This is a genomic window from Phenylobacterium sp. (genome assembly GCF_036723115.1).
Lineage (GTDB): Bacteria > Pseudomonadota > Alphaproteobacteria > Caulobacterales > Caulobacteraceae > Phenylobacterium.
Genome location: NZ_DAIMHV010000015.1, coordinates 1 through 23269 on the forward strand (window position 1 = coordinate 1; position 23269 = coordinate 23269).

The window sequence follows — 23269 nt, forward strand, 5'->3', positions numbered from 1 at the left end:
AGCGGGGATCGCCGCGGTGATCCCCGCGCCGGTCCCAGTTGTTGTCCCGCCGGTCCCAGTTGTTGTCGCGACGATCCCACGACTGCGCCTGCGCGGTTGTGGCCGAGGCCATGATGGGGCCGGCCACCGCCGCCACCGCCGCCAGGCTTAAGATCAGACGCTTCATGCACGTCTCCATTCCTTCCGGACCTTCGGCGAGCGCCGCAGGGCCACGTCAATCCCCCGATAACCAAAGCTTGGGGGCGTTGGCGTGAACCCTGGCTGAACATCTTTGTCAGCTTGGCCCGGCGGCTATCCTCACTGGATGAGGTTGCGCACGACCTCGGCGATCAGCCCGGTCTGGGTCTGGGCCAGATAGACGTCGCCGTCCACGCGGACCCAGCGATAGCCGGCCGGCGCCGGACGCAGATTGTACCGCTGGGGCTCGACGACGTAGTAGGTCCGCTCCACCACATAGGTGCGCGGCATGTACTGACCCTGGCGCCACGCCTTGCGCGCCTGGCCGGGGGGCATGCCATGAGGATGCCCTTTGGCGCGGTGCGCCCCCTTGGCGTGCGGCGGACCCTTGGCGTGGGGCGCATAGTAGTGCCGCTCGCCCTTGGGATGCGCCTGGCCGACAGACGGAGCGGCGAAGGCAAGGGCGAGAGCGGCGGTCATGATCACGGTTTTCATGGCGTTTCTCCGGGGTGTCACAGGTCCCTCGGCGAAGAAAACGAGCAACGCGGCCGTTGGCTCCCGGCAAGTCTTCGTAGCGGACGCCTGTTAACCGCCATTCCATAGAGATTTCCAGGAGTTAACCTGTCGGAGACAGAATCTGACGCGCCAAATCGAGTCGCGCTTCGACTTAACCATATGTTCAGTCGATCTAGACTTTCCTGCGCTCATGAAAAGCCAGCCGGGGGCAGAACCGACCTCGGCTTTCAAGGGAAGACAAGATGTCTATGACCATGGAGACGGGGCCCGCCGAAGGCCTGCCCGTGCCAGGACCGGAAGCTTCGGGCGACGAACTGTTCCGCCTGGGGATGCTGTATTCCACCGGCCAGGGCGGGGCGCCGCTGGACTATGTCTCGGCGCACATGCTGTTCAATCTGGCGGCCATGCGCGGCTCGGTGGAAGCCAAGATCTACCGCAAGGAACTCTCGCAGGAGATGGCGTCCGAAGAGGTCGCCGAAGCCCAGCGCGCCGCCCGCGAGTGGCTGGCCCAGGCTTGAGCCGGCGAAGGCTGTTCCAGACCCGGCGCCCAGCGGCGCCTGGCCTGCCTCAGTTCAGCCCCTGCTCGTTCAGGGCGTAGCTGAACCCGAACTGGATCGGCGAGAGGTCGCGGAAGTACTGCTGGACGAAGAGCCCGGCGTTGGCGACCCCGCTTCTGGGCACATAGACGATGTCGAATCGCCGCAGGGGCACCAGGTCCGCGGCCGGATTGCGCAGGCCCGACAAAAGGTCTGCGGTGCGCATCATGCCCTGTCCCCCCTGGCCCCGGCGCAGGATGATCACCTTGCTGCGGTCGGCCGTGGGGCGGAAACCGCCCGCCTGAATGACGGCCCGCAGGGCGTCGGCGTCCCCGGCCATGTCATAGATGCCGGGCGTCCCCACCTCGCCCCCCACGAACACCTTCAGCGGCGCAGCCTTGGCGGTGACGAACACCTCCGGGCGCACCAGATGGGCGGCATAGGCCTGGGACAGCGCCGCCTCGACCTGAAGGGCCGTCCGATCGGCGGCCATGACGGGGGGCACCAGGGGCAGGGTGATGCGCCCGTCGGGCTGCACGGTCACCGTCTTGCTGAGCTCCGGCGCCGAGGGGATCAAGACCTCCAGCTCATCTCCCGGATAGAGCCGGTAGGGGGGCTCATAATCGGTCCATTGGGCATAGGGGATGTCGGCGAAGGGCGTGGCCGGCTCAGCCGGCGCCAGGCCCACGAGACTGGCGCCTGGCACATGACGCGCCCCGCCGCAGCCGGTCACCGCCAGGACGGCGAGCCCCGTCGCCAAGAGGGTCGAAATGCGCCGTTTCATCATGGCCCCAGGGTTAACAGGAATGGGTAACGAAGTCTTAAGCGCGCCCGGCGACGGTCCGATCTCATCCGCTGGGAGCCCCCGGAATCGCTATGGCCGCCTCGAGCGCCTGGACCATGAGAGCTTACGATCCGGCGCCCCGTTCTGACTGGGCGGCGCGGCCCCGGTATGCGCCTTCCGATTTCGTGGTTCTGCTGTGGCGTGAGCGCTTTCTCATGCTGGCCGTCTTCGCGGTTCTGATGATCCTGGGGACCCTGGCGGCCTTCAGCCTGAAGACGACCTACGCCGCCAATTCCAGTGTGCTCGTCAGGCTGGGACAGGAATATGTCTATGAGCCGCGGGCCGGCGATGCGGGCCGGGGGGCGGTGCCTGATTCCGACCAGGTGCTGCAGTCCGAGGTGGAGATCCTGGGGTCGGCTGAGCTCAAGCAGAAGGTGATCGACCGGCTGGGCCTGGCGCGCATCTATCCGGAACTGGCCAAGACCTATGCAGGCGCAGGTCCCGAAGAGAAGCAGGTGATCACCGCCAAGGCGATCCGGGCCATGGAGACGAGCCTGAAAATCGGAACCGCCCCCGACACCCCCATCGTGCGCCTGAGCTTCGAGCACGAGGATCCCAAGGTGGCGGCGCTGGTGCTGAACACGCTGCTGGAGGAGTACCTGGTCCATCGCCGGCGCGTGCTGGTGGAGGTCGACGCCCCGGCGCTCCTCACCCAGAAGCGGGCCTTCGAGACCCGGCTCGCCGAAGCCGACGCCGCCTATGAGGCCTTCCTCACCAGCAATCGCATCGCCGACTTCGTCGCCGAAAAGGCCGCGCTTTCGCAGCTTCAGGCGCAGGTGGAGCAGCAGAAGTATCAGACCGAGGCGCAGCTGCAGGACCGCTCCGGCCGGCTGGCCGGCCTGCGCGCCCAGATGGGGCAGGTATCCCCCGAGATCGGCCTGTTCCGCGACGAGAACAACACCGCCGCCCAGAAGCTGGTGGAGCTGAAGCTCCAGCGGGAGGACCTGCTCGGCCGCTACCGGGCCGACGCCCAGCCCGTGCGGGACCTGGACGCCCAGATCGCCCGCCTGGAGGCCGGCATCGCCGCGGGGCGGACCACGGGGGAGGGCGCCCGGCGGGTGGGCGTCAATCCGGTCTGGCAGACCCTTCAGACCGAGAAGTTCCAGATGGAGGCTGAGGTCGCCGCCCTGCGCCAGTCCCTGACCGCGCTGAACGAGCAGCTGCGCCAACTGACCGATCGACGCCTCAAGCTGGCCGAATTGGAGCCCCGATTCCTGGCGCTCAGCCTCGATCGCGACGTGCTCCAGGCCAATGTGCGGGACTTCGCGGTGAAGGAAGAGCAGAACCGGGCGGCCCGCGAGATCGCCGCGGCCACCAACGACAACATCCGCATCGTCCAGCGCGCCACCCCGCCGGCCCGGGGCAAGAGCCTGCGCAAGCCGGTCTTCGTCCTGGCCTTCCTGTTCGCCGGTTTCACGGCCCTTTGCGCGGGCCTGCTGCGCATGTTCCTGCGCCCGGGCCTGCCCACTCCGCAATCGGCCGCCCGCACCCTGGATCTGCCGGTGCTGGGCGCAGCACCGATGAAAGGGTGAGCGCATGGTCCCTGCGGCGGCGACGTGTTTCGTCTAACCTCCGCAGAGTCTGTGTGCGGCGAGTCGTAAGATGGTGAACCTGAACGCCGAGATGGCCGAACTGTGGGGCGCCTTGGGCGCGCCCGCGGCCGGCCGTCCGCGCATCATCCAGGTCGCCGCGGCCCGCCGCGGGGAGGGCGCTTCCACCGTGGCCCGGGAACTGGCCTTCTTCGCGGCCCGGCGGGCCGGGCGGTCGGTGTGGCTGGTGGATCTCGACCTGCTCGCGTCGTCGCAATTCCTGGCCATCGGCGATGAGGCCGAACGCTATGGCCTGTTGGGCGAGGCCGCCGCCGCCAGTCCGGACGGCTCGATCTTCTTCAAGGTCCAGCCCGCAAGCCAGGGGCCAGACGGCCAGGCCTGGCCCGACGCCCGGTTCCTGGCCGCCCACCGGGTCGGGGCGGCGCGGTGGTGGGTCACCCGGTTCCGGCGCGAGGCCCTGCGCGGACGCCAGCAGGTTCACATCCTGCCAGAGGGGGAATACTGGGCGGCCCTGCGCCGGTTCGCCGACCTGATCATCGTCGATTGCCCGTCCCTGGACCGGTCCCAGGCGGCTTTGACCGTGGCCCCCTTCATGGACCAGACCCTGATGGTGGTGGCCGCCGACGAGCCGGATGTGCGCGCCCCGGCCTTCGCCCGCGACGCCCTGACCGGGTCGGGCGCCGACGTGGTGGGCCTGTTCTTCAACCGGGCGAGCGTCTCGCCTCCGCCCTTTGTCCGGAGCTTCATCCGGTGAGGGCCCAGCCCCTGGGGCCGGCCTATGTGGCCGCCCCTCGCCCGGCGCCGCCGCTGACCCTGTGGCGGCTGCTGCTGCTGGGGGCGGCGCTCTTTCTCCTGCTGGTCTACAGCCAGGCCTGGGTCTTCCCGCTGATGGGCGAGCAGGCCACCGCGGCCGAAGGCGGGCTGATCCGCGTCCTCTACCTGCCGGCCTATGCGGCGGGCTTCCTGCTGCTGGCCGCCGCGCCGGGCGCCAGCCTGATGGCCCTGCTGCGCCAGCCCTTCCTGATTCTGCTGATGCTGGTCATCGCCGCCTCGGTCTTCTGGTCCATCGCGCCGGACCAGACGTTACGGCGGGTGTTCGCCGCCTATTGCTCGGCCCTGGGCGGGGTGGTTCTGGCGGCGCGGTTCAAGTGGGCGGAGCTGGCCGAGGTGTTCGCCGCGGCCTTCGCCATACTGGCGGTGATCGCCTTCATCACGCCGATTGTCCTGCCCTCGGTGGGGGTGATGCAGGAGATCTTTCCCGGCGCCTGGCGCGGGGTCTGGCCGGAGAAGAACGCGCTGGGCGGGAACATGGCCATCGGCTTCGCCATCATGGGGGCGGCCGCCGCCCTCAATCCCCGCCGCTGGATGATCTGGTGCGGCTTTGCGGCCCTGGCCCTGCTGCTGACGCTCCTGTCCACCTCCAAGACCTCGCTGGTGGCCCTGGTCCTGGGGCTCGGCGGTCTGGTCTTCGTGGCGATCCTGCGCCGGGGGCCGATCACCCGGGTCGCCATGGTGTGGCTGGGCGTGGTGGCCGTGGGCCTGGGCGCGGGCGTGGCCCTCTTCGCCGCCGATGCGGTCTTCGACCTGCTCGGCAAGGACGCCACCCTGACTGGCCGCACAAAGATCTGGGCCGCGGCCATGAACCAGATCGAGCTGCGCCCCTGGCTGGGCTACGGGTTCGGGGTGGTTTGGGATGACCTGGGACCCTGGTCGCCGCACGCGGCCATGGCGGCCGAAGCCGGCTTCACCGCCCAGCACGCCCATAACGCCTGGATCGAACAATGGCTGGGCATGGGGCTTCTGGGTCTGGCGGCCTTCAGCCTGTTTTACGCCCAGACCTTGTTCCTGGCGCTTCTGGCCCTGTTCCGCGACAAGGGGGCCTATCTCGCCGTCCCCTTCCTGATCGTCTACAGCCTGATGACCATCACCGAGAGCGTGGCGGTCAGCTATAACGACTTCCGCTGGGTGCTGTTCGTGGCCATCGCGGTGAAGCTGGCCTGGCCGGACGAGGCGGTGGCGCGCCATCGCGCTTGACGGCGCAACGGCCCCGCGCCACCCTTCGGCTCACCGCTGAACGATGCGGCAGGAAGGAGGGACGGATCATGGCTGTGTCTGACGTTTCCGCCCCTCATTGCGTCCGCCCCTGATGCGCCGGTCCTGACGGGCCGCGCGGCGACGCCTCCTGGCCCATCTGTTCGAAGGACCTTCGAATTGCTCTCATCCTATGGCTGGAACGCAAGGCTCCAGCACGACTTCGCCGACCATGCCCGCCAGGGCCTGGTCGCCGCCCGCGTCATCGTCCAGCACCGCGCCCGCTATGTTCTGATGGGCGAGCAGGGGGAGTTTTCCGCCGAAGCCGCCGGCCGCCTCCTGCATCACGCCCTGGCCACCGACCTTCCCGTGGTGGGGGACTGGGTGGCGGTCACGCCGCCGCCCGAAGACGGGGTGGCCTCCATCCAGGCCGTCCTGCCCCGCCACAGCCAGTTCGTCCGCCGGGCGGCCGGTTCGGTGGAGAAGCCCCAGGTGGTGGCGGCCAATTTCGACGTGGTGCTGCTCACCACCGGCCTCGACGCCGACTTCAACCTGCGGCGCATCGAGCGCTACCTCACGGCCGCGCGCCATACGGGCGCCCAGGTGGTGGTGGTCCTGACCAAGGCCGACCTTTGCCCTGATCTCGAGGCGCGTCTGGACGCCGTGCGCGCCGTGGCGCTCGAGGTTCCGGTCCTGGCCGTGGCCGCGCCCCGGGGACAGGGGGTGGCGGAGGTGGCGGGCTGGCTCGGCCCCGGCCGCACTGGGGTGCTGCTGGGCATGTCGGGCGTGGGCAAGTCCACCCTGGTCAACGCCCTGATCGGCGCCGAGCGCCAGGCGGTGGGCGAGGTGCGCGCCCTGGACGGCCGGGGCCGTCACACGACCACCCACCGGGAGATCATCCTGCTGCCGCAGGGCGGCCTGATCCTGGACACGCCGGGCATGCGCGAGCTGGGGCTGTGGGATCCCGGCGAAGGGGCCGCGGCCGAGACCTTCGAGGACATTGAGGCCCTCGCCCTGCAATGCCGCTTCCGCAACTGCGGCCATCGAGGGGAGCCGGGGTGCGCCGTGCAGGCGGCGATCGCCTCGGGCGACCTCAGCGCCGAGCGTCTGGAGAGCTACCGCAAGCTGGAGCGGGAGAGCGCCTATTTCGAACGTAAGGAGAGCCCCGTGGCGGCGGCCGCCCATCGCAAACTGTGGGCCAGCCGGGCCAAGGCCAACCGTCGACGCCGGGAGGCCGAGGACGATTAGGCCCCGGATTCAAGCGGCCGCTGCGGTTCCGCCAGCACTCACCCCCAGGCGGGCGGCGGCCTCGGCGGTGGTGAGGATCTCCGCCCCGCCGGTCTGGGCGTGGTCGATCAGCCGGGCCAGGGCGCCAGGCGTGCAGCCCCAGGGGGAGGGGGGCTCGCGCACATCGTGGGTATAGAGGATCAGCCAGGCCTTGCGTGCGAGCGCCCGGTCCAGCCAGGCCCGCGCGACGGCCTCGCCGTCCGGCCCCTCGATCCCCACGGCGGGGAGCTGGTTGAGGTCGCTGCCCGCCTCGATCAGGCCGTGATGCAGGGCGCGCAGGGTGGCGTAACGGCCCGCCAGCCGCCCCTTGGGGCCGGCCGCCACGTCGCCATAGGGATAGGCGAAACTGGTCACGCGGCCGGTGTTCCAGGCCTTGAACGCGGCGAGGTTGCGATCTGCATCGGCCTCGGCTGCGGCGCCGCTCGCCCGACCGCAGTCCAGATGGCTGAAGGTGTGGCAGGCGATCTCATGCCCGGCGGCCGCCAGGGCCTGATAGTCGGCGGGCTGGGCATAGGTCCCCATGGGCCCTTCCTGGCCGCAGAGGCCCGCCGAGACATAGAAGACCCCGCGCGCGCCCCGCGCCTCCAGCAAGGCCACGCCCGTGGTGACGGCGCTGGCCGGGGCGTCGTCGAAGGTAAAGGAGACCATGGGCCGCTCCGGCGCCTGGGCCAGGGGGCGGCGATGGACCAGGCGCACCGCCCGGCGGCGGATCTTGCCCTTCAGCGAGCGGTCGGGCTGGTAGGCGTCGGCGGGGTCCATCACACCGCCTCGGCATAAAGCGCGGCCCGGTAGAGCCGCATGGCGAAGGCCCGGCTGCGCACGGGCGCGGCCTCGGCCAGGGCATAAGCCTTCAGCAGGGGCCGCCAGAGCCGCAACAGGGGGGCGTAGCGCAGCAGGCGGGCGGCCCGATAGCTGGGATAGGTTTCCACCACCGCGCGATGGGCCGCCACAACCCGGGCGAAATTGGCCGCCGACTGCTCATACTTGGCCGCGATCAACGGGGCGGGGTCCAGGCCCAGATGGGTGGCGGTGTTGTCGATATGGACAATGGGCCAGCGGCGGGCGACCCGCATCCCCCACTCCACATCCTCCCACCCCCAGCCGGAGAATCCCTCGTCGAAGGCCTCGCCGGCGAAGACGTCGCGACGCACCAGCAGGTTGGAGGTGAAGACGTGCTTCTCCGGCTGCTGGCGCCTTACCTCGGCGGGCAGGCAGTCGGCATGGGCGGCCATGGCCCGGTGCAGGGCGTGATCGCGCCTCGGGACCACCTGCTCCAGGGAGAAGCCGCCAAAGGCCACGGCGGGGTCTTCGACGTCGATCAGGCCCAGCCAACGGGCCAGGAAGTCGGCGCGGTCGGGCGCCATGTCGCTGTCGAGAAACAGATAATGGCCGGCGCGGGCCTGGGCCGCCAGGCGGTTGCGCCCCTTGGCGCGGCCCTCGTTGCGGGCCAGCGTCACCAGGCGGACGGGCAGGGCCATGGCCGCCACCGCCTGGGTCACCGCGGCGCTGAGGGGGGCGTCTTGCGAGCCGTCGTCCAGCAGGACGATCTCCACCGGGGCGGCCTCCCGGTCCAAGAGGGCCAGCAGGGGGCGCGGATCGTCGCCCTTGAACGGGATCAACACCGAGAGCCCGGGCTGGGCCGTGGCCCAGGCGGGATTGTCGAAGACGGTGGGGCTCATGCGGTCCTCGCCCGAAGATCGCGCACCAGGGCCAGGCCCCGGCTGCGCAGGGCGCCGATGTCCAGGACATAGGCGATCAGGCCGAAGACCAGCACGCCCGCAGACGCCTTGGCGGCCAGTTCGATCCAGCCCCCCACCGCCGGCACGGCGGCCACGGCTAGGCCCATCACCGCTGTGGCGGCCAGGACCTGGGCGAGCGTCCGCCAGGGGATGGGCAGGGCGATGGCGCGCCGGCCGAGCGCGATGGAGGCCGCCAGTCCCATGGCGTAGCTGGCCACCGTCGCCCACAGGGCGCCGTCCAGGCCAAAGCGTGGAATGAGCACGAGGTTCAGGGCCAGATTGGCCAGGGCCGGCAGGGCCATGGCCGCCAGCAGGGCCTGGGTGCGCCGCCCCAGGGTGAAGGCCTGGTGGAAGTAATAGGTGGTGAGTCCCGCCAGCAGGCCGCTGGCGGCGATCCAGGGAGTGACGTGGGCCGCGCCGGCGGCCATGTCCGGGCCGACCATCAGATGGGCCAGGGGCTGGGCCACCAGGGCCAGGCCCGCGGCGGCCGGCACGCAGAGCAGCAGCATGAGGCCCGCCTGCTCCCGGGCGGCCTTGGACAAGGCGCCCGGACCGCCCCGTTCCAGCGCCGCGATTAGGGCTGGCCCGCCGGCCGCCCCCAGCCAGATGAAGACCACGTCGAGGGTGCGGTTCGCCAGACTGTAGCCGGCGTGATAGAGGCCGACGGTCGCCTCATCCAGGAAGGTGGCCAGCACGAAACGGTCGGTGCTGGAGAGCGCCAGGGCCAGGATGAGCGAGAGCGCCACCGGCAGCCCATAGCCGAAATAGTCTCGGGCCTGAGCCGCCTCGAAACGGCCGGGACGGGCCAGGCGCGTCTCCGAAGGCGCGGTCCACAGGGCGCAGACCACGGCGGCCAGGGCGAAACCGATGAGCGGCGCGGCTCCGCCCAGGCCCGCAAAGACCAGGGCCGCGCCGGCCAGGAAGCCCCCGAGGGTCTGGATGATGTCGATCATGGCCGCGCCGCTGACTTCTCCGGCGGCGCGCCGACGTTCCTGGGCGAGCTTGGCGAAGGTGCGCGGCAGAAGGGCCAGCAGTCCGCAGATCACCGCCAGGCGCAGGCTCTCGCTCATGGGGATCAGCCAGGCCAGGCCAAGGGCCAGCGGCAGGACCACCAGCAGGGCCGCCCACGTGCGATAGACGGTGGCGGCGTGGCCGGCGCCCGCGCCACGGTCGGCCGCGCCCACCCAGAACCGAGCCATCGCCGCCTCGTTCCAGGTGAAGACCGCCGTGTGCAGCAGGGTCATCACCGAATAGGCCAGGGCATAGTCGCCGAACTGAGAGGGGCTCAGCAGGCGCGTGAAGATGACGATGGTGGCCAGGCCCACCAGTCCCTGGATGATGTTGACCGGCAGATAGCCGACCACCCCGCGCCAGAACATCAGCCGCCCCTCTAGCGCACGGCCTGCCGGTCCCCCAGCAGGCAGGGGATGGTCATGGCGATGATGTAGAGGTCGAGCCAGAGGGACTGGCGCTCGATATATTCCACGTCCAGCTCCACCCGGCGGCGCACGTCCTCCGGCGTGTCCACCGGCCCGCGGGAGCCATGGATGGCCGCCCAGCCGGTCATGCCGGGCTTCATCCGGTGGCGATGAGCGTATTCGGCCACCAGTCGCGCCGACTCCACATCGCCGGTCATCATGCCGATGGCGTGGGGCCGCGGCCCCACCAGGGACATCTCGCCCTTCAGCACGTTCAGGATCTGGGGCAGCTCGTCCAGGCTGGTGGCGCGGATGAAGCGGCCCACCCGCGTCACCCGGTCATCATCGGCCTGCACCTGCCGCGCGGCGTGGGCGTCGGCGGCTTCGTGGCGCATGGAGCGGAACTTCCAGACCACGATCTCCTCGTTGTTGAAGCCCTGGCGGCGCTGACGGAAGAAGATGGGGCCGGGGCTGTCCAGCCGGACGGCCAGGGCGATCAGCGCCATGACCGGCAAGGCGACCACCAGGGCGAGCAGGCCGACGCCCAGGTCCAGCAGGCGCTTGCTGATGGCCCGCCCCACATGGCTGGGCGGTCCGGCGATATGGGCCAGCGGAACGTCCTGCAGGGCGCGGGCGCGTCTCGCCTCCTGCGCCTCCGAGCGGGGCGTCAGGTCGTCTTCCAGCAGAAGGGTGATCTCGTTGGGCAAGGGACGCAGGGCCGCGATCACCTGGCGCACGCGCTCGCGCGCGCCGGCGGGCACGGCCACCACGATCCGGTCCACGAAGGGCATGATCCGGTGGTCGACCAGGGCGCGGGTGTCGCCCAGCACGGGCACGCCGCGCAGGGCGGGCGGCGCCCGGTCCAGCCGGTCGTCGAACACCCCCAGCACGTTCAACTCCCGCGAGGCCAGGGCTCGCCCGATCAGCCGCTCGGCCGCGGGCGTGGCGCCGACGATCACCACATTGGGGGTCAGCCGCCCATTGCGCCGCCACTGGCGCACCAGCAGCCACCAGAGGGCGTGCAGGCCATAGAGCCCCAGCAGCGCGCCGGCGCCCCACGGGGCCAGCACGCCGATGACGCTGGCCGTCGGCAGGATCAGGCTGAGGATCACGCCGGCGGCGGCCAGCCCCGCGGCCACGGCCACGGCGATCTGCGACAGTCGCCAGGCCAGGCCCTGACGGGCGCTGAACTGGTAGAGGCCAAGCAGGCTCAGGGCCAGCATCACGGTCAGGGCCGGGGCGACAAAGAGGCCGGCCTGCAGGGGCGCGGCGAAAAAGAAGGCGAGGCTCAGCGCCACCAGCAGAACGCCATCCGCGGCCTGGAAGGCCCAGGCATAGGCCTGGCCATGCAGACGACGCCGGGTGGGGCTGAGGCGTTCGGGGCGCAGGGGGCCGCGCCGGTCCTGAGGGCGCGCGCTCTCGGCCGGAGGCAGGGCGTCCTGATCCTCAAGACCCGCGGCGAAGGCGGCCTCGGCCTGCGCTTCGGCCTCGCGTCCGGCGTCTGGAGCAGCCGTCGCGTCGCGGGGACGGGGCGTAAGGCGGACCAGATTGGACATTCTGCGCGGGGGAAGCCTTCGAAACTGCCGCCCATAATGGGGCGCCGCCCCTGATCGACAGGTTAACCCGCGCGACGAAAGCCGCACTTTCAGGAAAGGCGCGCGCAAGCCGTTGCCCCCGCCGCCCCGTTTCGGCTATGGAAACCCTCCTTCGGAATCGAAGCCGGCGCCTGCGCCGCCCTTCGCGCCTGAGGGCGGGAGACAACCCGCTGAACAATCGAGCTGGTGACGTGGCCGAGTGGCTGAAGGCAACGGTTTGCTAAATCGTCATACCTGAAAGGGTATCGAGGGTTCGAATCCCTCCGTCACCGCCACCCATCTGCCCCAACGTCACCCTCACACGGTTTCCACCAAGGGTTTGCGCGGTTCCCGTGGCCCTGACATGCTCCCCCTAAAACCGGGGGAAACAGTATGGCGTTCGATGCGATCGTCGTGGGCTCTGGCATCAGCGGCGGCTGGGTGGCCAAGGAGCTCTGCGAGCGGGGCCTGAAGGTCCTGATGCTGGAGCGCGGGCCGCATATCGAGCACGGCGCCGACTACAGCCACGACCTGGCCGCCCAGCTGCGGCGCCGCGACGATCAGGTGCCGGCCGAGGAGCTTGCCCTGCACCATCCCTATTATCCGGGGGTGAGCTATGCGCTCTTCAACTCCAACCGGAAGTTCTGGGCCAGCGACCACGACCATCCCTATGAGACGCCGCCGGACAAGCCCTATCGCTGGATCCGCGGCTATCACCTGGGCGGCCGGTCGCTGACCTGGTGGCGGCAGTCCTACCGGCTGGCGCCGCAGGATTTCGAGTCCAACCTCAAGGACGGCCATGGGGTGGACTGGCCCATCCGCTATGAGGATCTGGCCCCCTGGTACGACCATGTGGAGGCCTTCGCCGGCGTCTCGGGCGACTATGACGAGGTCCCCCAGCTGCCCGATGGGGACTTCCTGCCGCCCTATCCCATGAATGTGGTGGAGGAGGCCGCCAAGGGCGTCATCGAGCAGGCCTTTCCCGGCCGGCGCATGATCATCGGGCGGGCCGCCCAGCTGTCGCGGGTGACCAAGGTCCACCAGGACCTGGGACGCGGCCGGTGCGAACAGCGGATGCGCTGCGTCCATGGCTGCCCGCTGGGGGGCTATTTCTCGACCCTGGCCGCCACCCTGCCGGCGGCCCGCAAGACCGGCAATCTGACGGTGATGACCGACACCATCGTCGCGGCCGTGGAATATGATCCGGTCAGCGGCCGGGCCACGGGCGTGCGCACGGTGGACCGGGTGGGCAAGGCCGGGCGGGTGTTCGAGGCGCGCCTGATCTTCCTCAACGCCTCGGCCATCGCCTCGGCCGCCATCCTGCTGAACTCGCGCTCTGAAGCCTTCCCGCGGGGCCTGGCCAATGGCAGCGATCAGGTGGGGCGCAACCTGATGGACCATGTGAGCAGCGCGGGCGTCACCGGCCGTTATCCGGGCTTCGAGGACGTCCACGACCCCGCCGACCGGCCCACCGGCGTCTATATTCCCCGCTACGCCCACATCACCGAGCCGGACAAGCCCTATCTGCGGGGCTTCGGCTTCCAGGGCGGGGCCGGGCGCACCCGGCGCATCGAGGCCCGCGCCATGGGCGGCGCCGAGCGCGAGGAGGCCACGGGCGGCAAGCCCTGGTCGCTGAGCCTCACCCCCTTCGGCGAGGTCCTACCCAATCCCGACAATCGGGTCACCCTGTCGGCGACGCGCACCGACCAGTGGGGCGTGCCGGTGCCGGTGATCGACGCCGCCCACGGGCGCAACGAACAGGTGATGATGCGAGAGGCCGCCCGGGACGCCTATGAGATGCTCAAGGCCGTCGGCTGCGTGGACATCACGCCCTGGGAAGAGGCGGCCGAGAAGATCACCCCGCCGGGCGACCGCATTCATGAGATGGGCACGGCGCGCATGGGCCGCGACCCCAAGACCTCGGTGCTGAACGGCTGGAGCCAGGCCCATGAGGTCCCGAACCTGTTCATCACCGACGGGGCGGCCATGACCTCCTCGGCCTCCATGAACCCCTCGCTCACCTATATGGCGCTCAGCGCCCGGGCGGCGAACCATGCCGTCGACCTGCTGCGCGACGGAGCGCTCTGACCATGAAGTTCGGCCTTCAGCTCTACACCCTGCGCCGCGCCTTCCGGGACGATCCCGTCGCCACCCTCGAGCGGGTGGCCGAGCTTGGCTATGACGAGGTGGAGTTCGCCGCCCCCCTGGACATGGACTTCGCCGCCCTGCGCCGGCGCATGGAAGCGGCAGGCCTGAGCGCGCCCTCAGCCCATGTGGGTCTGGATGACCTGCGCCAGCGTCCGGCCGAGGTGCTGGCCATGGGGGAGGCCTTGGGCTGCCGCTTCCTGGTGCTGCCCTATCTTACGCCGGAGCAGAGGCGATGGGACGAGGTGATCGCCAGCCTGGAGGGCCTGGCCGACATGGTGGCGGAAAAGGGCTTCGGCTTCGCCTATCACAACCATGATTTCGAGTTCGAAGGCCCGGCCGGGGCGCGGCCCTATGACCGCCTGCTGGCCGGCACCGACCCGGACCGGGTGGGACTGGAGCTTGACCTCTATTGGACGCGCAAGGCCGGTGAAGATCCTGAGGAAATGCTGGGTCGTCTGAGAGGCCGCGTGAAGCTGGTTCACCTCAAGGACATGGCCGAGGATGGCGACATGGCCGATGTGGGCGCTGGCGTCATGGACTATGGCCGCCTGCTGGAGGCCGCCCGCGCGGCTGGCGCTGAGCATTTCATCGTCGAGCACGACCGTCCGGCCGACCCCTGGGCCAGCGCGGCGGCCAGCCTGGCCCACCTGCGCGCCATCACTCAGGCGGCCTGAACCGAGAAAGACCCGGACGAACGGGCGCAGTTTTCGAAAGGCGGAGGAACATGAAGACCATCAAGGGACCCGGCATCTTCCTGGCGCAGTTCGCCGGGAACGAGGTGCCGTTCAACAACCTGCCCGACATCGCCCGCTGGGCCGCCGAGATGGGGTTCGTGGCCGTCCAGATCCCCACCTGGGACCGCCGCCTGTTCAATCTTGAGCGCGCCGCAGAGAGCCAGACCTATTGCGACGAGGTTAGCGGCCAGCTCGCCGAGGCCGGCATCCAGATCAGCGAGCTTTCCACCCACAGCCAGGGCCAGATGGTGGCCGTGCATCCGGCCTATGACCCGCTCTATGACAGCGGCGTCCCGCGGGAGGTGAGGGGAGACCCCGCCGCCCGCCAGGCCTGGGCGGAGAACCAGCTTTTGCTGGCGGCCAAGGCCTCCCGGCGGCTCGGCCTGGACGCCCATGTGACCTTCTCAGGGTCTCTCGCCTGGCCCTATCTCTACCCCTATCCGCAGCGGCCGGCGGGTCTGATCGAGACGGCCTTTGACGAGCTGGCGCGCCGCTGGCGGCCGATCCTAGACGCCTTCGACGAGGCGGGCGTTGATCTCTGCTACGAGATCCATCCCGGCGAGGATCTGTTCGACGGGGCGACCTTCGAGATGTTCCTGGAGCGGGTGGGCGGCCACCCCCGCTGCAACATCCTCTATGACCCCAGCCACTTCCTGCTGCAACAGCTTGATTATCTTGAATATATCGACATCTACCACGAGCGGATAAAGATGTTCCACGTCAAGGACGCGGAGTTCAATCCCACCGGCCGCCAGGGGGTCTATAGCGGCTATCAGCCCTGGATCGACCGGGCGGCCCGCTTCCGTTCGGTGGGCGACGGCCAGGTGGATTTCATGGGCATCTTCTCCAAGCTGGCGGCCTATGACTTCTCCGGCTGGGCGGTGCTGGAATGGGAGTGCTGCCTCAAGCACTGGGAGGACGGCGCCCGCGAGGGAGCGGCCTTCATCGCCGACCACATCATCCGCGTCACCGACCGGGCCTTTGACGATTTCGTGGCCACCGACGTGGATCAGGCGGCCAATCGGCGGCTGCTGGGGCTCGACCGTTGAGCCGCCAGGGCGCGCCCCTGCGGCTGGGCATGGTGGGGGGCGGGCCGGGCGCCTTCATCGGCGGCGTTCACCGCATGGCCGCCCGGCTGGATGGCCGCTGGAACCTCGTGGCCGGCGCCTTCTCCTCCGACCCCGCCGTATCGCAGGACTTTGGCCGGTCCCTCGGCCTGGAGCCCGCCCGCGCCTATGGCGACTGGCGCACGATGGCGCGGGCCGAGGCTGAACGCCCCGACGGGATCGAGGCCGTGGCCGTCGTCACGCCCAACCATCTGCACGCCCCCATCGCCACCGCTTTTCTGGGGGCCGGGGTCCCGGTGATCTGCGACAAGCCGCTGACCGTGGACCTGGCCCAGGCCCGCGCCCTGGCCGGGCTGGTGGACCAGACGGGCCTGCCCTTCGTCCTGACCCACAACTATTCCGGCTATCCCATGGTGCGCGAGGCCCGCGCCCTGGTGCAGGCCGGCCGGCTGGGGCGGCTGCGGATCGTGCAGGTGGAATATGTCCAGGACTGGCTGGCCCGGGACCTGACCGGCAACAAGCAGGCCGACTGGCGGGGCGACCCTTCGCGGGCGGGCCCCGGCGGCGCCCTGGGCGACATCGCCACCCACGCCTATCATCTGAGCCGGTTCGTCACCGGGGCGCGGACGGCGGCGCTCAGCGCCGACCTTGCGACCTTCGTCGACGGACGCCGGGTGGATGACAATGTCCATGTGCAGCTGCGTTTCGAAGGTGGCGCGCGGGGACAGCTCTGGGCCAGTCAGGTGGCGCCGGGCGCCGCCAACGGCCTGCGCCTGCGCATCTACGGAGAGGACGGCGGCCTGGAATGGTCGCAGGAAGAGCCCGACCTGCTGCGCCATGCTCCCCTGGGCGAGGCGCCGCGCCTCTTGCGGCGGGGCGGGCCTGGCCTGTCGCTGGCTGCGGCGGCCGCCACCCGCCTGCCTGCCGGCCATCCGGAAGGCTATCTGGAAGGCTTCGCGCAGATCTATGCCGACGCCGCCGAACTGATCGGCGCCCACCGCCAGGGACGCTCCCCCGATCCTCTGGCCCGGCTGGCGCCGGGGGTCGGCGACGGGGTGGAGGGCGTGGCCTTCATCGAAGCGGTGGTCGCAAGCCACGCCGCCGACGGCGTCTGGACGCCGCTGGCGGCATGAGCGCCTTTCGCCACGCCTTCGCCTGGTGGGCCTTCACCGCCGGCCGCCAGGTGGACGGCCCCGCCTTCCTGCGCGAGATGGCGGCGGCCGGGGCGCAAGGGGTCGAGATGCTGCCCGAGGCCCTGTGGCCGGCGGCCCGGGCGGCGGGCCTGCAGATCGTCACCCTGACCGGCCACCAGCCGCTGGAGGTGGGCTTCAACGACCGGGCCAACCATCCGGCGCTGAGCGAGGTTGTGCGGCGATCCATCGCCAGCGCCGCCGCGGGCGGGGTGGAGAAGGTGATCGTCTTTTCCGGCAACCGCGAAGGCCGCGGCGATGAGGCGGCCATCGCGGCCATGATCGAGGGACTGGCCCCCCTGGCCGAGACGGCGTCGGCGGCGGGGGTCATGCTGCTGCTGGAGCTGCTGAACTCCAAGGTCGATCATCCCGACCAGCATTGCGACCATACCGCCTGGGGCGCTCGCGTGGTGGATGGGGTGAACTCGCCGGGCCTGCGGCTGCTCTACGACGCCTATCACATGCAGCTGATGGAGGGGGATCTGCTGCGGACCCTGCGCGCCCATCTGCCGCTCATCGGCCACATCCACACCGGGGGCGCGCCGGGCCGGCGCGACCTGGACGACCGGCAGGAAATCCACTGGCCCGCCGTGGCCGGCCTGCTGCGGCATCTGGGCTATGACGGCTGGATCGGCCACGAATTCATCCCCCGCCACGACCCGGAGGCGGCCCTGCGTCAGGCCATGGGGCATTTCGCGGCGGCCGAAGCATGAGCGCCTTCACCGCCGCCCCGGCCGGTGCGCCAGCGGGCCAGCGACCGCCGCGCGCGATCAAGGTCGCCTACAGCCTGGGCGGAGCGGCCGATGCGGTCTTCACCACCGCGGCGGGCTTCATCTTCTTCTACTACACCGCCGTCCTGGGCCTCTCGGGCTCGCTGGTGGGGGCCGCCCTGTTCATCGGCCTGTGCGCCGACGCCGCGGTGGACCCTTTCATCGGCTCCTGGTCGGACAATCTGCGCTCGCGCTATGGCCGCCGCGCGCCGCTGATGTTCATCGGCGCGCCGCTCACCGCCGTGGCCCTGGGCCTGCTGTTCAGCCCGCCCGCCGGTCTGGCCGAGCCCCTGCTGTTCGCCTGGCTGGCGGCGGTTTCGGTGGCGGTGCGCGCCTTCATCTCGGTCTTCTGGGTCCCGTTCCTGGCGCTCGGGGCGGAGATGGCCGACGACTATGTGGAGCGCTCCTCCATCGTGGCCTGGCGGGTGACGGTGGGCATCCTCACCAGCGTGGTGATCACGGCCCTGGCCTATTCGGTCTTCTTCGCCGGGGAGGGGGGGCTGCAGGCGCCCGAACGCTATCCCAGCTTCGGCTGGGCGGTGGCGGCCGTGCTGTTCGTGGCCATGATGGCCTGTTGCCTGGGGGTCTACCGGTTCGCCGCCGGCCTGCCCAGCGCACCCTCGGTGGATGCGGCCATGTGGCGGCGACTGCCGGGCGAGGTGCGGGAGATCCTGCGCAATCGCTCCTTCCGGATCCTCTTCTTTTCGGCGGTGGTCTTCTACGCCGCGGTGGGCGCCAACGGGACGCTGAACGCGCACAGCCAGCTTTTTGTCTGGAAGCTGCGGCCGGAGATGATGCAGTTCGTGGGCTACGCCTATCTGGCGGGCATACTGGCCGGCATCCCCCTGACGCCCCAGCTCACCCGCCGCCTGGAGAAACGCACCGTGGTTCTGGTGGGCCTGGGCCTGGTGCTGGTCTCCTGGGTCGTCCTGCCTCTGGTCTGGGTGAGCGGCCTCTACCGGCCTGAGGGCTCGGCCGCCACCATCGCGCTCTCCGCCAACAGCGCCATGGCCGGCTTTGGCGTAGGCTTCGCCATGATCGCCTATCCCTCCATGATGGCCGACGCCGCAGACGAGCATGAGTTCCTGTTCCGGCGTCGGCGGGAGGGGCTCTATTTCGCGGGCCTGGGCTTCGCCGCCAAGGCTGCGTCAGGCGTAGGGATCCTGGTGGCGGGCGTGGCCCTGGACGCCCTGCGCTTTCCCAGGGAGGCGGGACGCGCGGTGGGCGTCGAGCTGCCTGCCGACGTGCTGGTGCGGCTGCTGCTGGCCTGGGGTCCGGGCTCGGCCCTGGTGGCCCTGATCGCCTTCGTGATGTTCGCCCCCTACGCCGTGGGCCGGGTGCGGCAGAAGGAAATCTCGGCGGAGATTCATCGCCGGCGCGCCGCGGGCGAGGATGGGGAGGAGGCCCCCGCCTGAACCACCTCGTCCTGTCCGGTCGGCCGCCGGCGGCGCCAGACGAGGAGCGCAACGACGAGGATGGCGAGGGCGGCCAGGACGGGCTCCAGTGCGCCTGAGGGCAGGGCCGCGATCCCCTTGGCCCCCAGATAGCCGGGCGCGAGCATGACGGGGATCCAGAGGAGAGCCCCGATGAGATTGGCCGCCTGGAACCGCACCCGGCCCATACGCAGCATGCCCCCCACCAGGGGCACGAAGGAGCGCACCGGCCCCGTGAAGCGCCCGAGGATCATGGCGGTCATGCCGGACTGATGGATGAACAGACGGGCCCGGGCCACCGTCCGGCGTCGGCGCATCATCAGGGGGTGGCGCAGAGCGCCCGGTCCCATCCAGCGCCCGGCTTCGTAGGAAATGGCGTCCCCCGCCACGGCCCCGGCCACCGCGAAGGCCAGCAGCGGCCCCGGCGCCAGGACGCCTGCGCCCAGCAGCGCGCCCAGGGCCAGCAGCAGGGCCGTCGACGGCACAAAGACGCCCACAAAGGCCAGGCTTTCGGCGAACACCAGCAGACCCACGATCAGGGCGGCCTGCTCGGGGTTGTCGGTGATCAGCCGGCCAAGATCAGAACCGGCGGCGGAGAGGTTGAGAGTCATGGCGTAAGGCGCGCGCCTGGCGCAGATTCACCGGCGCGCCGAGACCCGCGAGCGCCTAGGCCTCGTCCTCCGGACCCGTCGGGTCGGGCATGGGCTCGGCCGGTTCGCCCAGGTCGTTGTCCGGCGCGGTGCGGTGGCCAAGCTTTTCCACCAGGGCCTTGTGCTCGGCGACCAGACCGGTGGACTCCTCTCGCGGTTCGCCGGCCGCAAGGCCATAGGCCTGAACGCCGGGCTGCGCCTTTCCGCCATCGGGCGCATGATCGGCCTGCCGACGCGTGGCGCTGGCGGGGACTTTGGGATGGTCGGTCATGGCAGCCTCCTGTTGAGCGGAGGAGGCAACGGCTGGAATAGCGGGCTGTTCCCGGAGGCTTCGATGGCAGGCTGCGTCAGTTGAGCCGCTGGCTCGGAGTCTGCGACCCGTCCTCGTCGTCCTCGCGGGCCTCCATGACGCGCATCAGCTTGATGCGCGCCCGGTTGACCCGGCTCTTGATGGTCCCCAGGGCGCAACCGCAAATCTCGGCGGCCTCCTCATAGGACAGGCCCGCCGCGCCCACGAGGACCAGGGCCTCGCGATGTTCCGGCGGAAGCTGAGCCAGGGCCGCCTGGAGGTCCTGGATGGTGATGCTCCAGTCCTGGCTCGGCGGGCTTTTCAGCAGGCGGGCATAGTCCCCGTCCTCGTCCCGAACCTCGCGTCGCCGCCGCGACAGGCTGGTGTAGTAGGTGTTGCGCAGGATGGTGAACAGCCAGGCGCGCAGGTTGGTGCCGGGCTCGAATTTTTCGCGATTGGCCCAGGCCTTGATCAGGGTGTCCTGCACCAGATCGTCGGCGTCCGACCCGTTGTGGCAGAGAGACCAGGCGAAGGCGCGCAGGGCCGGGATCATGGCCACCACGGAATCCCGCCAGGTGTCGGACGTGCCCATCACTGCCTCTGAGCCTGAACATGCGCCCGGCACGCGGGCGGACAGCCAAGCAACGTCGCCCCGTGCCATCTGTTCCGGCGGCGCTTGGCCTGGACGCCGCCGGTCAAAAGGGAACAGACTCAGAACCTTCGCGTTCTCGCCCTAGACGTGTGAGGATGCCGCACGCCAGCAGGGGAGGGGCGCATGACGCCTTCGGACGACGGGGCCATCACCGAGGCCGTGACCTGCCACCCCGCCCAGGCGGCGCTGGACCGTTACCGGCGCGTCCGGGCGCGCAGCGAACATCTGACGCGCAATCTTTCGCCTGAGGATCAGCTGGCGCAGTCCATGCCGGACGCCAGCCCCACCAAATGGCACCTGGCCCACACGACCTGGTTCTTCGAAACCTTTCTGCTGACGCCGCATCTGAAGGGCTACGCCCCCTTCGACCCGCAGTTCGGATTTCTGTTCAACTCCTATTACGAGGCGCTGGGACCCCGGCAGCCCCGGCCGCAGCGCGGCCTCCTGACCCGGCCGTCCCTGGACCGGGTCATGGCCTATCGCGCCCATGTGGACGCCGCCATGACGCGGCTGCTGCTCGACGGTGTGGCTGGGCTCGACGCCCTTCTGGACCTGGGTCTCGCCCATGAGGAACAGCATCAGGAGCTGATCCTGATGGATATTCTCCACCTCTTCGCCCAGTCGCCCCTGAAGCCCGCCTATGGTTCGGGCGCGCCTTGTGCGCCCGCCGCCGATCCGGGAGAGATGGGCTTTGTCGGCTTCGAGGGCGGGCTGGTGGAGATCGGCCATGGGGGCGACGGCTTTTCCTTCGACAATGAAGGCCCCCGACACAAGACTTACCTCGCCCCCTACAGCCTCGCCGACCGCCTGGTGACCAATGGCGATTGGCTGGCCTTCATGGCCGACGGCGGCTACCGGCGCCCCGAGCTCTGGCTGTCCGACGGCTGGGCCTTCGTCCAGCAGATGGCCGAGCCGGCGCCCTTCTATTGGGTCGCGGGCGAGGATGGCTGGCGGGAGATGACCCTGGAGGGGCTCATCCCCCTCGATCCGCACCGGCCTGTGGCGCACATCAGCTATTACGAGGCAGAGGCCTACGCCGCCTGGGCCGGGGCGCGCCTGCCCACCGAGGCGGAGTGGGAGCACGCCGCCGCCAGCCTGCCCCTGGCGGGCAACTTTCTGGACCGCGACACGCCGCAGGTGCGCGGGGCCTCTGGCCGCGGGCTGCGTCAGATGTTCGGAGACCTGTGGGAGTGGACGCGCAGCGCCTACAGCCCCTATCCCGGATTCGCCCCCGCGCCTGGAGCGGTGGGTGAGTACAACGGCAAATTCATGAGCGGCCAGATGGTGTTGCGCGGCGGGGCTTGCGTGACTCCCCAGGGCCATGTGCGGCCGACCTATCGCAACTTCTTCCAGCCGCACCAGCGCTGGATGTTCTCTGGCCTGCGACTGGCCAAGGACGGACGGGAGACGCCCCGCCGCCGCTCGGCCTTCGAGGCCGACGTTCTGGCCGGGCTGTCGCGAACCCAGAAGAGCCTGTCGCCCAAATACTTCTACGACGCAGAAGGCTCTCGCCTGTTCGAAGCCATCTGCGAGCTGCCGGAATACTATCCCACCCGCACCGAGCTTGAACTCCTGAAGGGCGCGGCCGCCGACATCGGCCGCCGCCTGCCGGACGACGCCCTGCTGGTGGAGTTCGGCAGCGGGGCCAGTCTGAAGACGCGGCTTCTGCTCGATCACGCCGTCCAGATCACCGCCTACACCCCCATCGACATCAGTCCCACGGCCCTGGAGGCGGCGGCCGAGCGTTTGGCGCAGGCCTATCCGCGCCTTGAGATCGCGCCCCTGGCCGATGACTTCACCACCGCCCTCGACCTGCCGGTGCTGTCGCGGCGCCGGCCGGCGGTGGGCTTTTTCCCGGGCTCCACCATCGGCAATCTCACCGAGGACGAGGCGGCGGAATTCCTGGTGAACGCCCGCCATCTGCTGGGGGCGGGGGCCAGGTTCCTGATCGGCGCCGACCTGGTGAAGCCACCCCACGTTCTGGTGGCCGCCTATGACGACGCGCAAGGGGTGACGGCCCGGTTCAATTTGAACCTGCTGACCCGGATGAACCGCGAACTGGCGGCGGATTTCGACCTCTCGCAATTCGAGCACCGGGCGGTCTGGAACGAGGCCGACGCGCGGATCGAGATGCATCTGGTCAGCCGCCGGCGCCAGGCGGTGCATGTGGCCGGACGCCGGTTCGACTTCGCCGCCGGCGAGACCATCCATACGGAGAACTCTCACAAGTTCACGCCCGAGCGCCTGGCCGCCCTGGGCGCCCGGGCCGGCTGGCGGCTGGAAGACAGCTGGATCAGTCCTGAGCCCCGGTTCGGTCTCTTCCTCTTCAGCGCCTGAACGGGTCAGGCGCGAGTCATGAAAGAAGGCGGCGTACCTGCCGGCCGCCGCCTTGATTTCGTCTCTTAAGCCCCCTTAAGCGACCTTGGTCGCAAGACCGACATCAGGTCTCGGCGTCATCCTTGCCGCGGCCGCCCCCGCGGGACGCCTCACCCCCCTTACGACCCGCCGAGGCGGCAAGGTCGCGATCCTTGGCGAAACTGCGCTTTTCGCCAGGCACGCTCGCCCCGCCCTTGCGGGCGATCTCCCGCCGGCGTTCAGGGTTCATGGCGGCGAAGCCGCGCCGGGCGCGAGGGGGGTTCTGGTCGGCAATGCTCATGGGGCTAC

General features: G+C 70.1%; 22 protein-coding genes and 1 tRNA gene. 13 read left to right on the forward strand and 10 right to left on the reverse strand.

Annotated features, from left to right (window positions below; genetic code table 11):
• Positions 1–297: 297 nt before the first annotated feature.
• Positions 298–672 (reverse strand): RcnB family protein, encoded by a 375-nt coding sequence (locus tag V7D28_RS03315; RefSeq protein ID WP_333585936.1) that lies wholly within the window; start codon positions 670–672, stop codon positions 298–300.
• A 263-nt stretch (positions 673–935) separates the two neighbouring features.
• Between V7D28_RS03315 and V7D28_RS03320 the strand changes: the two genes are divergently transcribed.
• Positions 936–1211: a sel1 repeat family protein gene (locus V7D28_RS03320; protein WP_333585937.1), complete on the forward strand. Its 276-nt coding sequence runs from the start codon at positions 936–938 to the stop codon at positions 1209–1211.
• A gap of 49 nt (positions 1212–1260) precedes the next feature.
• Here V7D28_RS03320 and V7D28_RS03325 read toward each other — a convergent pair whose 3' ends face one another.
• Entirely contained in the window at positions 1261–2013 is a 753-nt protein-coding gene (locus V7D28_RS03325) for a polysaccharide biosynthesis/export family protein (RefSeq protein WP_333585938.1), read from the reverse strand.
• A 116-nt stretch (positions 2014–2129) separates the two neighbouring features.
• Between V7D28_RS03325 and V7D28_RS03330 the strand changes: the two genes are divergently transcribed.
• From V7D28_RS03330 to rsgA, 4 genes are all read left to right on the forward strand, one after another.
• Entirely contained in the window at positions 2130–3605 is a 1476-nt protein-coding gene (locus V7D28_RS03330; protein WP_333585939.1) for a GumC family protein, read from the forward strand.
• Positions 3606–3675: 70 nt separating this feature from the next.
• The gene (locus V7D28_RS03335) at positions 3676–4377 is read left to right on the forward strand and encodes a sugar kinase (protein ID WP_333585940.1); all 702 of its coding nucleotides are present in this window, start codon (positions 3676–3678) and stop codon (positions 4375–4377) included.
• A complete protein-coding gene (locus V7D28_RS03340) occupies positions 4374–5657 on the forward strand; it encodes an O-antigen ligase family protein (protein WP_333585941.1) in 1284 nt (427 codons plus the stop codon). Before V7D28_RS03335 ends, V7D28_RS03340 begins: the two co-directional genes overlap by 4 nt.
• A 177-nt stretch (positions 5658–5834) precedes the next feature.
• A complete protein-coding gene (gene rsgA, locus V7D28_RS03345) occupies positions 5835–6902 on the forward strand; it encodes a ribosome small subunit-dependent GTPase A (protein ID WP_333585942.1) in 1068 nt (355 codons plus the stop codon).
• Positions 6903–6911: 9 nt separating this feature from the next.
• Here the strand turns inward: rsgA and hfsH are convergent, their stop codons facing one another.
• Genes hfsH through V7D28_RS03365 form a run of 4 tightly spaced genes read right to left on the reverse strand, consistent with a single transcriptional unit; the run spans position 6912 to position 11654 of the window.
• Complete coding sequence (gene hfsH, locus V7D28_RS03350; RefSeq protein ID WP_333585943.1) at positions 6912–7700, reverse strand: oligosaccharide deacetylase HfsH; 789 nt, start codon at positions 7698–7700, stop codon at positions 6912–6914.
• Positions 7700–8620, reverse strand: coding sequence for a polysaccharide biosynthesis protein HfsG (hfsG, locus tag V7D28_RS03355; RefSeq protein WP_333585944.1), 921 nt, complete (start codon positions 8618–8620; stop codon positions 7700–7702). The genes hfsH and hfsG overlap by 1 nt, the downstream gene beginning before the upstream one ends.
• A complete protein-coding gene (hfsF, locus tag V7D28_RS03360; protein WP_333585945.1) occupies positions 8617–10059 on the reverse strand; it encodes a polysaccharide biosynthesis protein HfsF in 1443 nt (480 codons plus the stop codon). Before hfsF ends, hfsG begins: the two co-directional genes overlap by 4 nt.
• 11 nt (positions 10060–10070) lie before the next feature.
• Positions 10071–11654, reverse strand: a complete 1584-nt coding sequence (locus V7D28_RS03365; protein WP_333585946.1) for an exopolysaccharide biosynthesis polyprenyl glycosylphosphotransferase — start codon at positions 11652–11654, stop codon at positions 10071–10073.
• Positions 11655–11878: 224 nt separating this feature from the next.
• On the opposite strand from V7D28_RS03365, the gene V7D28_RS03370 reads away from it, so the two are divergent.
• The 7 genes from V7D28_RS03370 to V7D28_RS03400 all read left to right on the forward strand — a co-directional run bounded on the left by V7D28_RS03370 (position 11879) and on the right by V7D28_RS03400 (position 18996).
• Positions 11879–11968, forward strand: a tRNA-Ser gene (locus V7D28_RS03370).
• Between the two features lie 97 nt (positions 11969–12065).
• Positions 12066–13760 (forward strand): GMC family oxidoreductase, encoded by a 1695-nt coding sequence (locus V7D28_RS03375; RefSeq protein WP_333585947.1) that lies wholly within the window; start codon positions 12066–12068, stop codon positions 13758–13760.
• Positions 13761–13762: 2 nt separating this feature from the next.
• Entirely contained in the window at positions 13763–14494 is a 732-nt protein-coding gene (locus V7D28_RS03380) for a sugar phosphate isomerase/epimerase family protein (protein ID WP_333585948.1), read from the forward strand.
• A gap of 50 nt (positions 14495–14544) precedes the next feature.
• On the forward strand, positions 14545–15603 hold the full coding sequence (locus V7D28_RS03385) for a sugar phosphate isomerase/epimerase family protein (RefSeq protein ID WP_333585949.1): 1059 nt from the start codon (positions 14545–14547) through the stop codon (positions 15601–15603).
• Entirely contained in the window at positions 15600–16754 is a 1155-nt protein-coding gene (locus tag V7D28_RS03390; RefSeq protein ID WP_333585950.1) for a Gfo/Idh/MocA family protein, read from the forward strand. The genes V7D28_RS03385 and V7D28_RS03390 overlap by 4 nt, the downstream gene beginning before the upstream one ends.
• Positions 16751–17524, forward strand: a complete 774-nt coding sequence (locus V7D28_RS03395; RefSeq protein ID WP_333585951.1) for a TIM barrel protein — start codon at positions 16751–16753, stop codon at positions 17522–17524. Before V7D28_RS03390 ends, V7D28_RS03395 begins: the two co-directional genes overlap by 4 nt.
• Positions 17521–18996: an MFS transporter gene (locus V7D28_RS03400; protein WP_333585952.1), complete on the forward strand. Its 1476-nt coding sequence runs from the start codon at positions 17521–17523 to the stop codon at positions 18994–18996. Before V7D28_RS03395 ends, V7D28_RS03400 begins: the two co-directional genes overlap by 4 nt.
• Here the strand turns inward: V7D28_RS03400 and V7D28_RS03405 are convergent.
• The 3 genes from V7D28_RS03405 to V7D28_RS03415 form a co-directional block, all read right to left on the reverse strand.
• Positions 18948–19625, reverse strand: coding sequence for a DedA family protein (locus V7D28_RS03405; RefSeq protein WP_333585953.1), 678 nt, complete (start codon positions 19623–19625; stop codon positions 18948–18950). The genes V7D28_RS03400 and V7D28_RS03405 overlap by 49 nt on opposite strands.
• A 55-nt stretch (positions 19626–19680) precedes the next feature.
• Positions 19681–19935, reverse strand: coding sequence for a hypothetical protein (locus V7D28_RS03410; RefSeq protein WP_333585954.1), 255 nt, complete (start codon positions 19933–19935; stop codon positions 19681–19683).
• Positions 19936–20011: 76 nt separating this feature from the next.
• Positions 20012–20545 carry a sigma-70 family RNA polymerase sigma factor gene (locus tag V7D28_RS03415; RefSeq protein WP_333585955.1) on the reverse strand — a complete coding sequence of 178 codons (534 nt, stop codon included), beginning with the start codon at positions 20543–20545 and terminating at the stop codon, positions 20012–20014.
• 183 nt (positions 20546–20728) lie between these two features.
• Between V7D28_RS03415 and egtB the strand changes: the two genes are divergently transcribed.
• Positions 20729–22942 carry an ergothioneine biosynthesis protein EgtB gene (gene egtB, locus V7D28_RS03420; protein ID WP_333585956.1) on the forward strand — a complete coding sequence of 738 codons (2214 nt, stop codon included), beginning with the start codon at positions 20729–20731 and terminating at the stop codon, positions 22940–22942.
• 103 nt (positions 22943–23045) lie between these two features.
• On the opposite strand, the gene V7D28_RS03425 is transcribed toward egtB, so the two are convergent.
• The gene (locus V7D28_RS03425) at positions 23046–23261 is read right to left on the reverse strand and encodes a general stress protein (RefSeq protein WP_333585957.1); all 216 of its coding nucleotides are present in this window, start codon (positions 23259–23261) and stop codon (positions 23046–23048) included.
• Positions 23262–23269 lie beyond the last annotated feature (8 nt).

Coding starts and splice junctions, on each gene's coding strand:
- V7D28_RS03315 (WP_333585936.1), bottom strand. CDS start 672: ATGAAAACCGTGATCATGACCGCCGCTCTCGCCCTTGCCTTCGCCGCT.
- V7D28_RS03320 (WP_333585937.1), top strand. CDS start 936: ATGTCTATGACCATGGAGACGGGGCCCGCCGAAGGCCTGCCCGTGCCA.
- V7D28_RS03325 (WP_333585938.1), bottom strand. CDS start 2,013: ATGAAACGGCGCATTTCGACCCTCTTGGCGACGGGGCTCGCCGTCCTG.
- V7D28_RS03330 (WP_333585939.1), top strand. CDS start 2,130: ATGAGAGCTTACGATCCGGCGCCCCGTTCTGACTGGGCGGCGCGGCCC.
- V7D28_RS03335 (WP_333585940.1), top strand. CDS start 3,676: ATGGTGAACCTGAACGCCGAGATGGCCGAACTGTGGGGCGCCTTGGGC.
- hfsH (WP_333585943.1), bottom strand. CDS start 7,700: ATGGACCCCGCCGACGCCTACCAGCCCGACCGCTCGCTGAAGGGCAAG.
- hfsG (WP_333585944.1), bottom strand. CDS start 8,620: ATGAGCCCCACCGTCTTCGACAATCCCGCCTGGGCCACGGCCCAGCCC.
- hfsF (WP_333585945.1), bottom strand. CDS start 10,059: ATGTTCTGGCGCGGGGTGGTCGGCTATCTGCCGGTCAACATCATCCAG.
- V7D28_RS03365 (WP_333585946.1), bottom strand. CDS start 11,654: ATGTCCAATCTGGTCCGCCTTACGCCCCGTCCCCGCGACGCGACGGCT.
- V7D28_RS03375 (WP_333585947.1), top strand. CDS start 12,066: ATGGCGTTCGATGCGATCGTCGTGGGCTCTGGCATCAGCGGCGGCTGG.
- V7D28_RS03380 (WP_333585948.1), top strand. CDS start 13,763: ATGAAGTTCGGCCTTCAGCTCTACACCCTGCGCCGCGCCTTCCGGGAC.
- V7D28_RS03385 (WP_333585949.1), top strand. CDS start 14,545: ATGAAGACCATCAAGGGACCCGGCATCTTCCTGGCGCAGTTCGCCGGG.
- V7D28_RS03395 (WP_333585951.1), top strand. CDS start 16,751: ATGAGCGCCTTTCGCCACGCCTTCGCCTGGTGGGCCTTCACCGCCGGC.
- V7D28_RS03400 (WP_333585952.1), top strand. CDS start 17,521: ATGAGCGCCTTCACCGCCGCCCCGGCCGGTGCGCCAGCGGGCCAGCGA.
- V7D28_RS03405 (WP_333585953.1), bottom strand. CDS start 19,625: ATGACTCTCAACCTCTCCGCCGCCGGTTCTGATCTTGGCCGGCTGATC.
- V7D28_RS03410 (WP_333585954.1), bottom strand. CDS start 19,935: ATGACCGACCATCCCAAAGTCCCCGCCAGCGCCACGCGTCGGCAGGCC.
- V7D28_RS03415 (WP_333585955.1), bottom strand. CDS start 20,545: ATGGGCACGTCCGACACCTGGCGGGATTCCGTGGTGGCCATGATCCCG.
- egtB (WP_333585956.1), top strand. CDS start 20,729: ATGACGCCTTCGGACGACGGGGCCATCACCGAGGCCGTGACCTGCCAC.
- V7D28_RS03425 (WP_333585957.1), bottom strand. CDS start 23,261: ATGAGCATTGCCGACCAGAACCCCCCTCGCGCCCGGCGCGGCTTCGCC.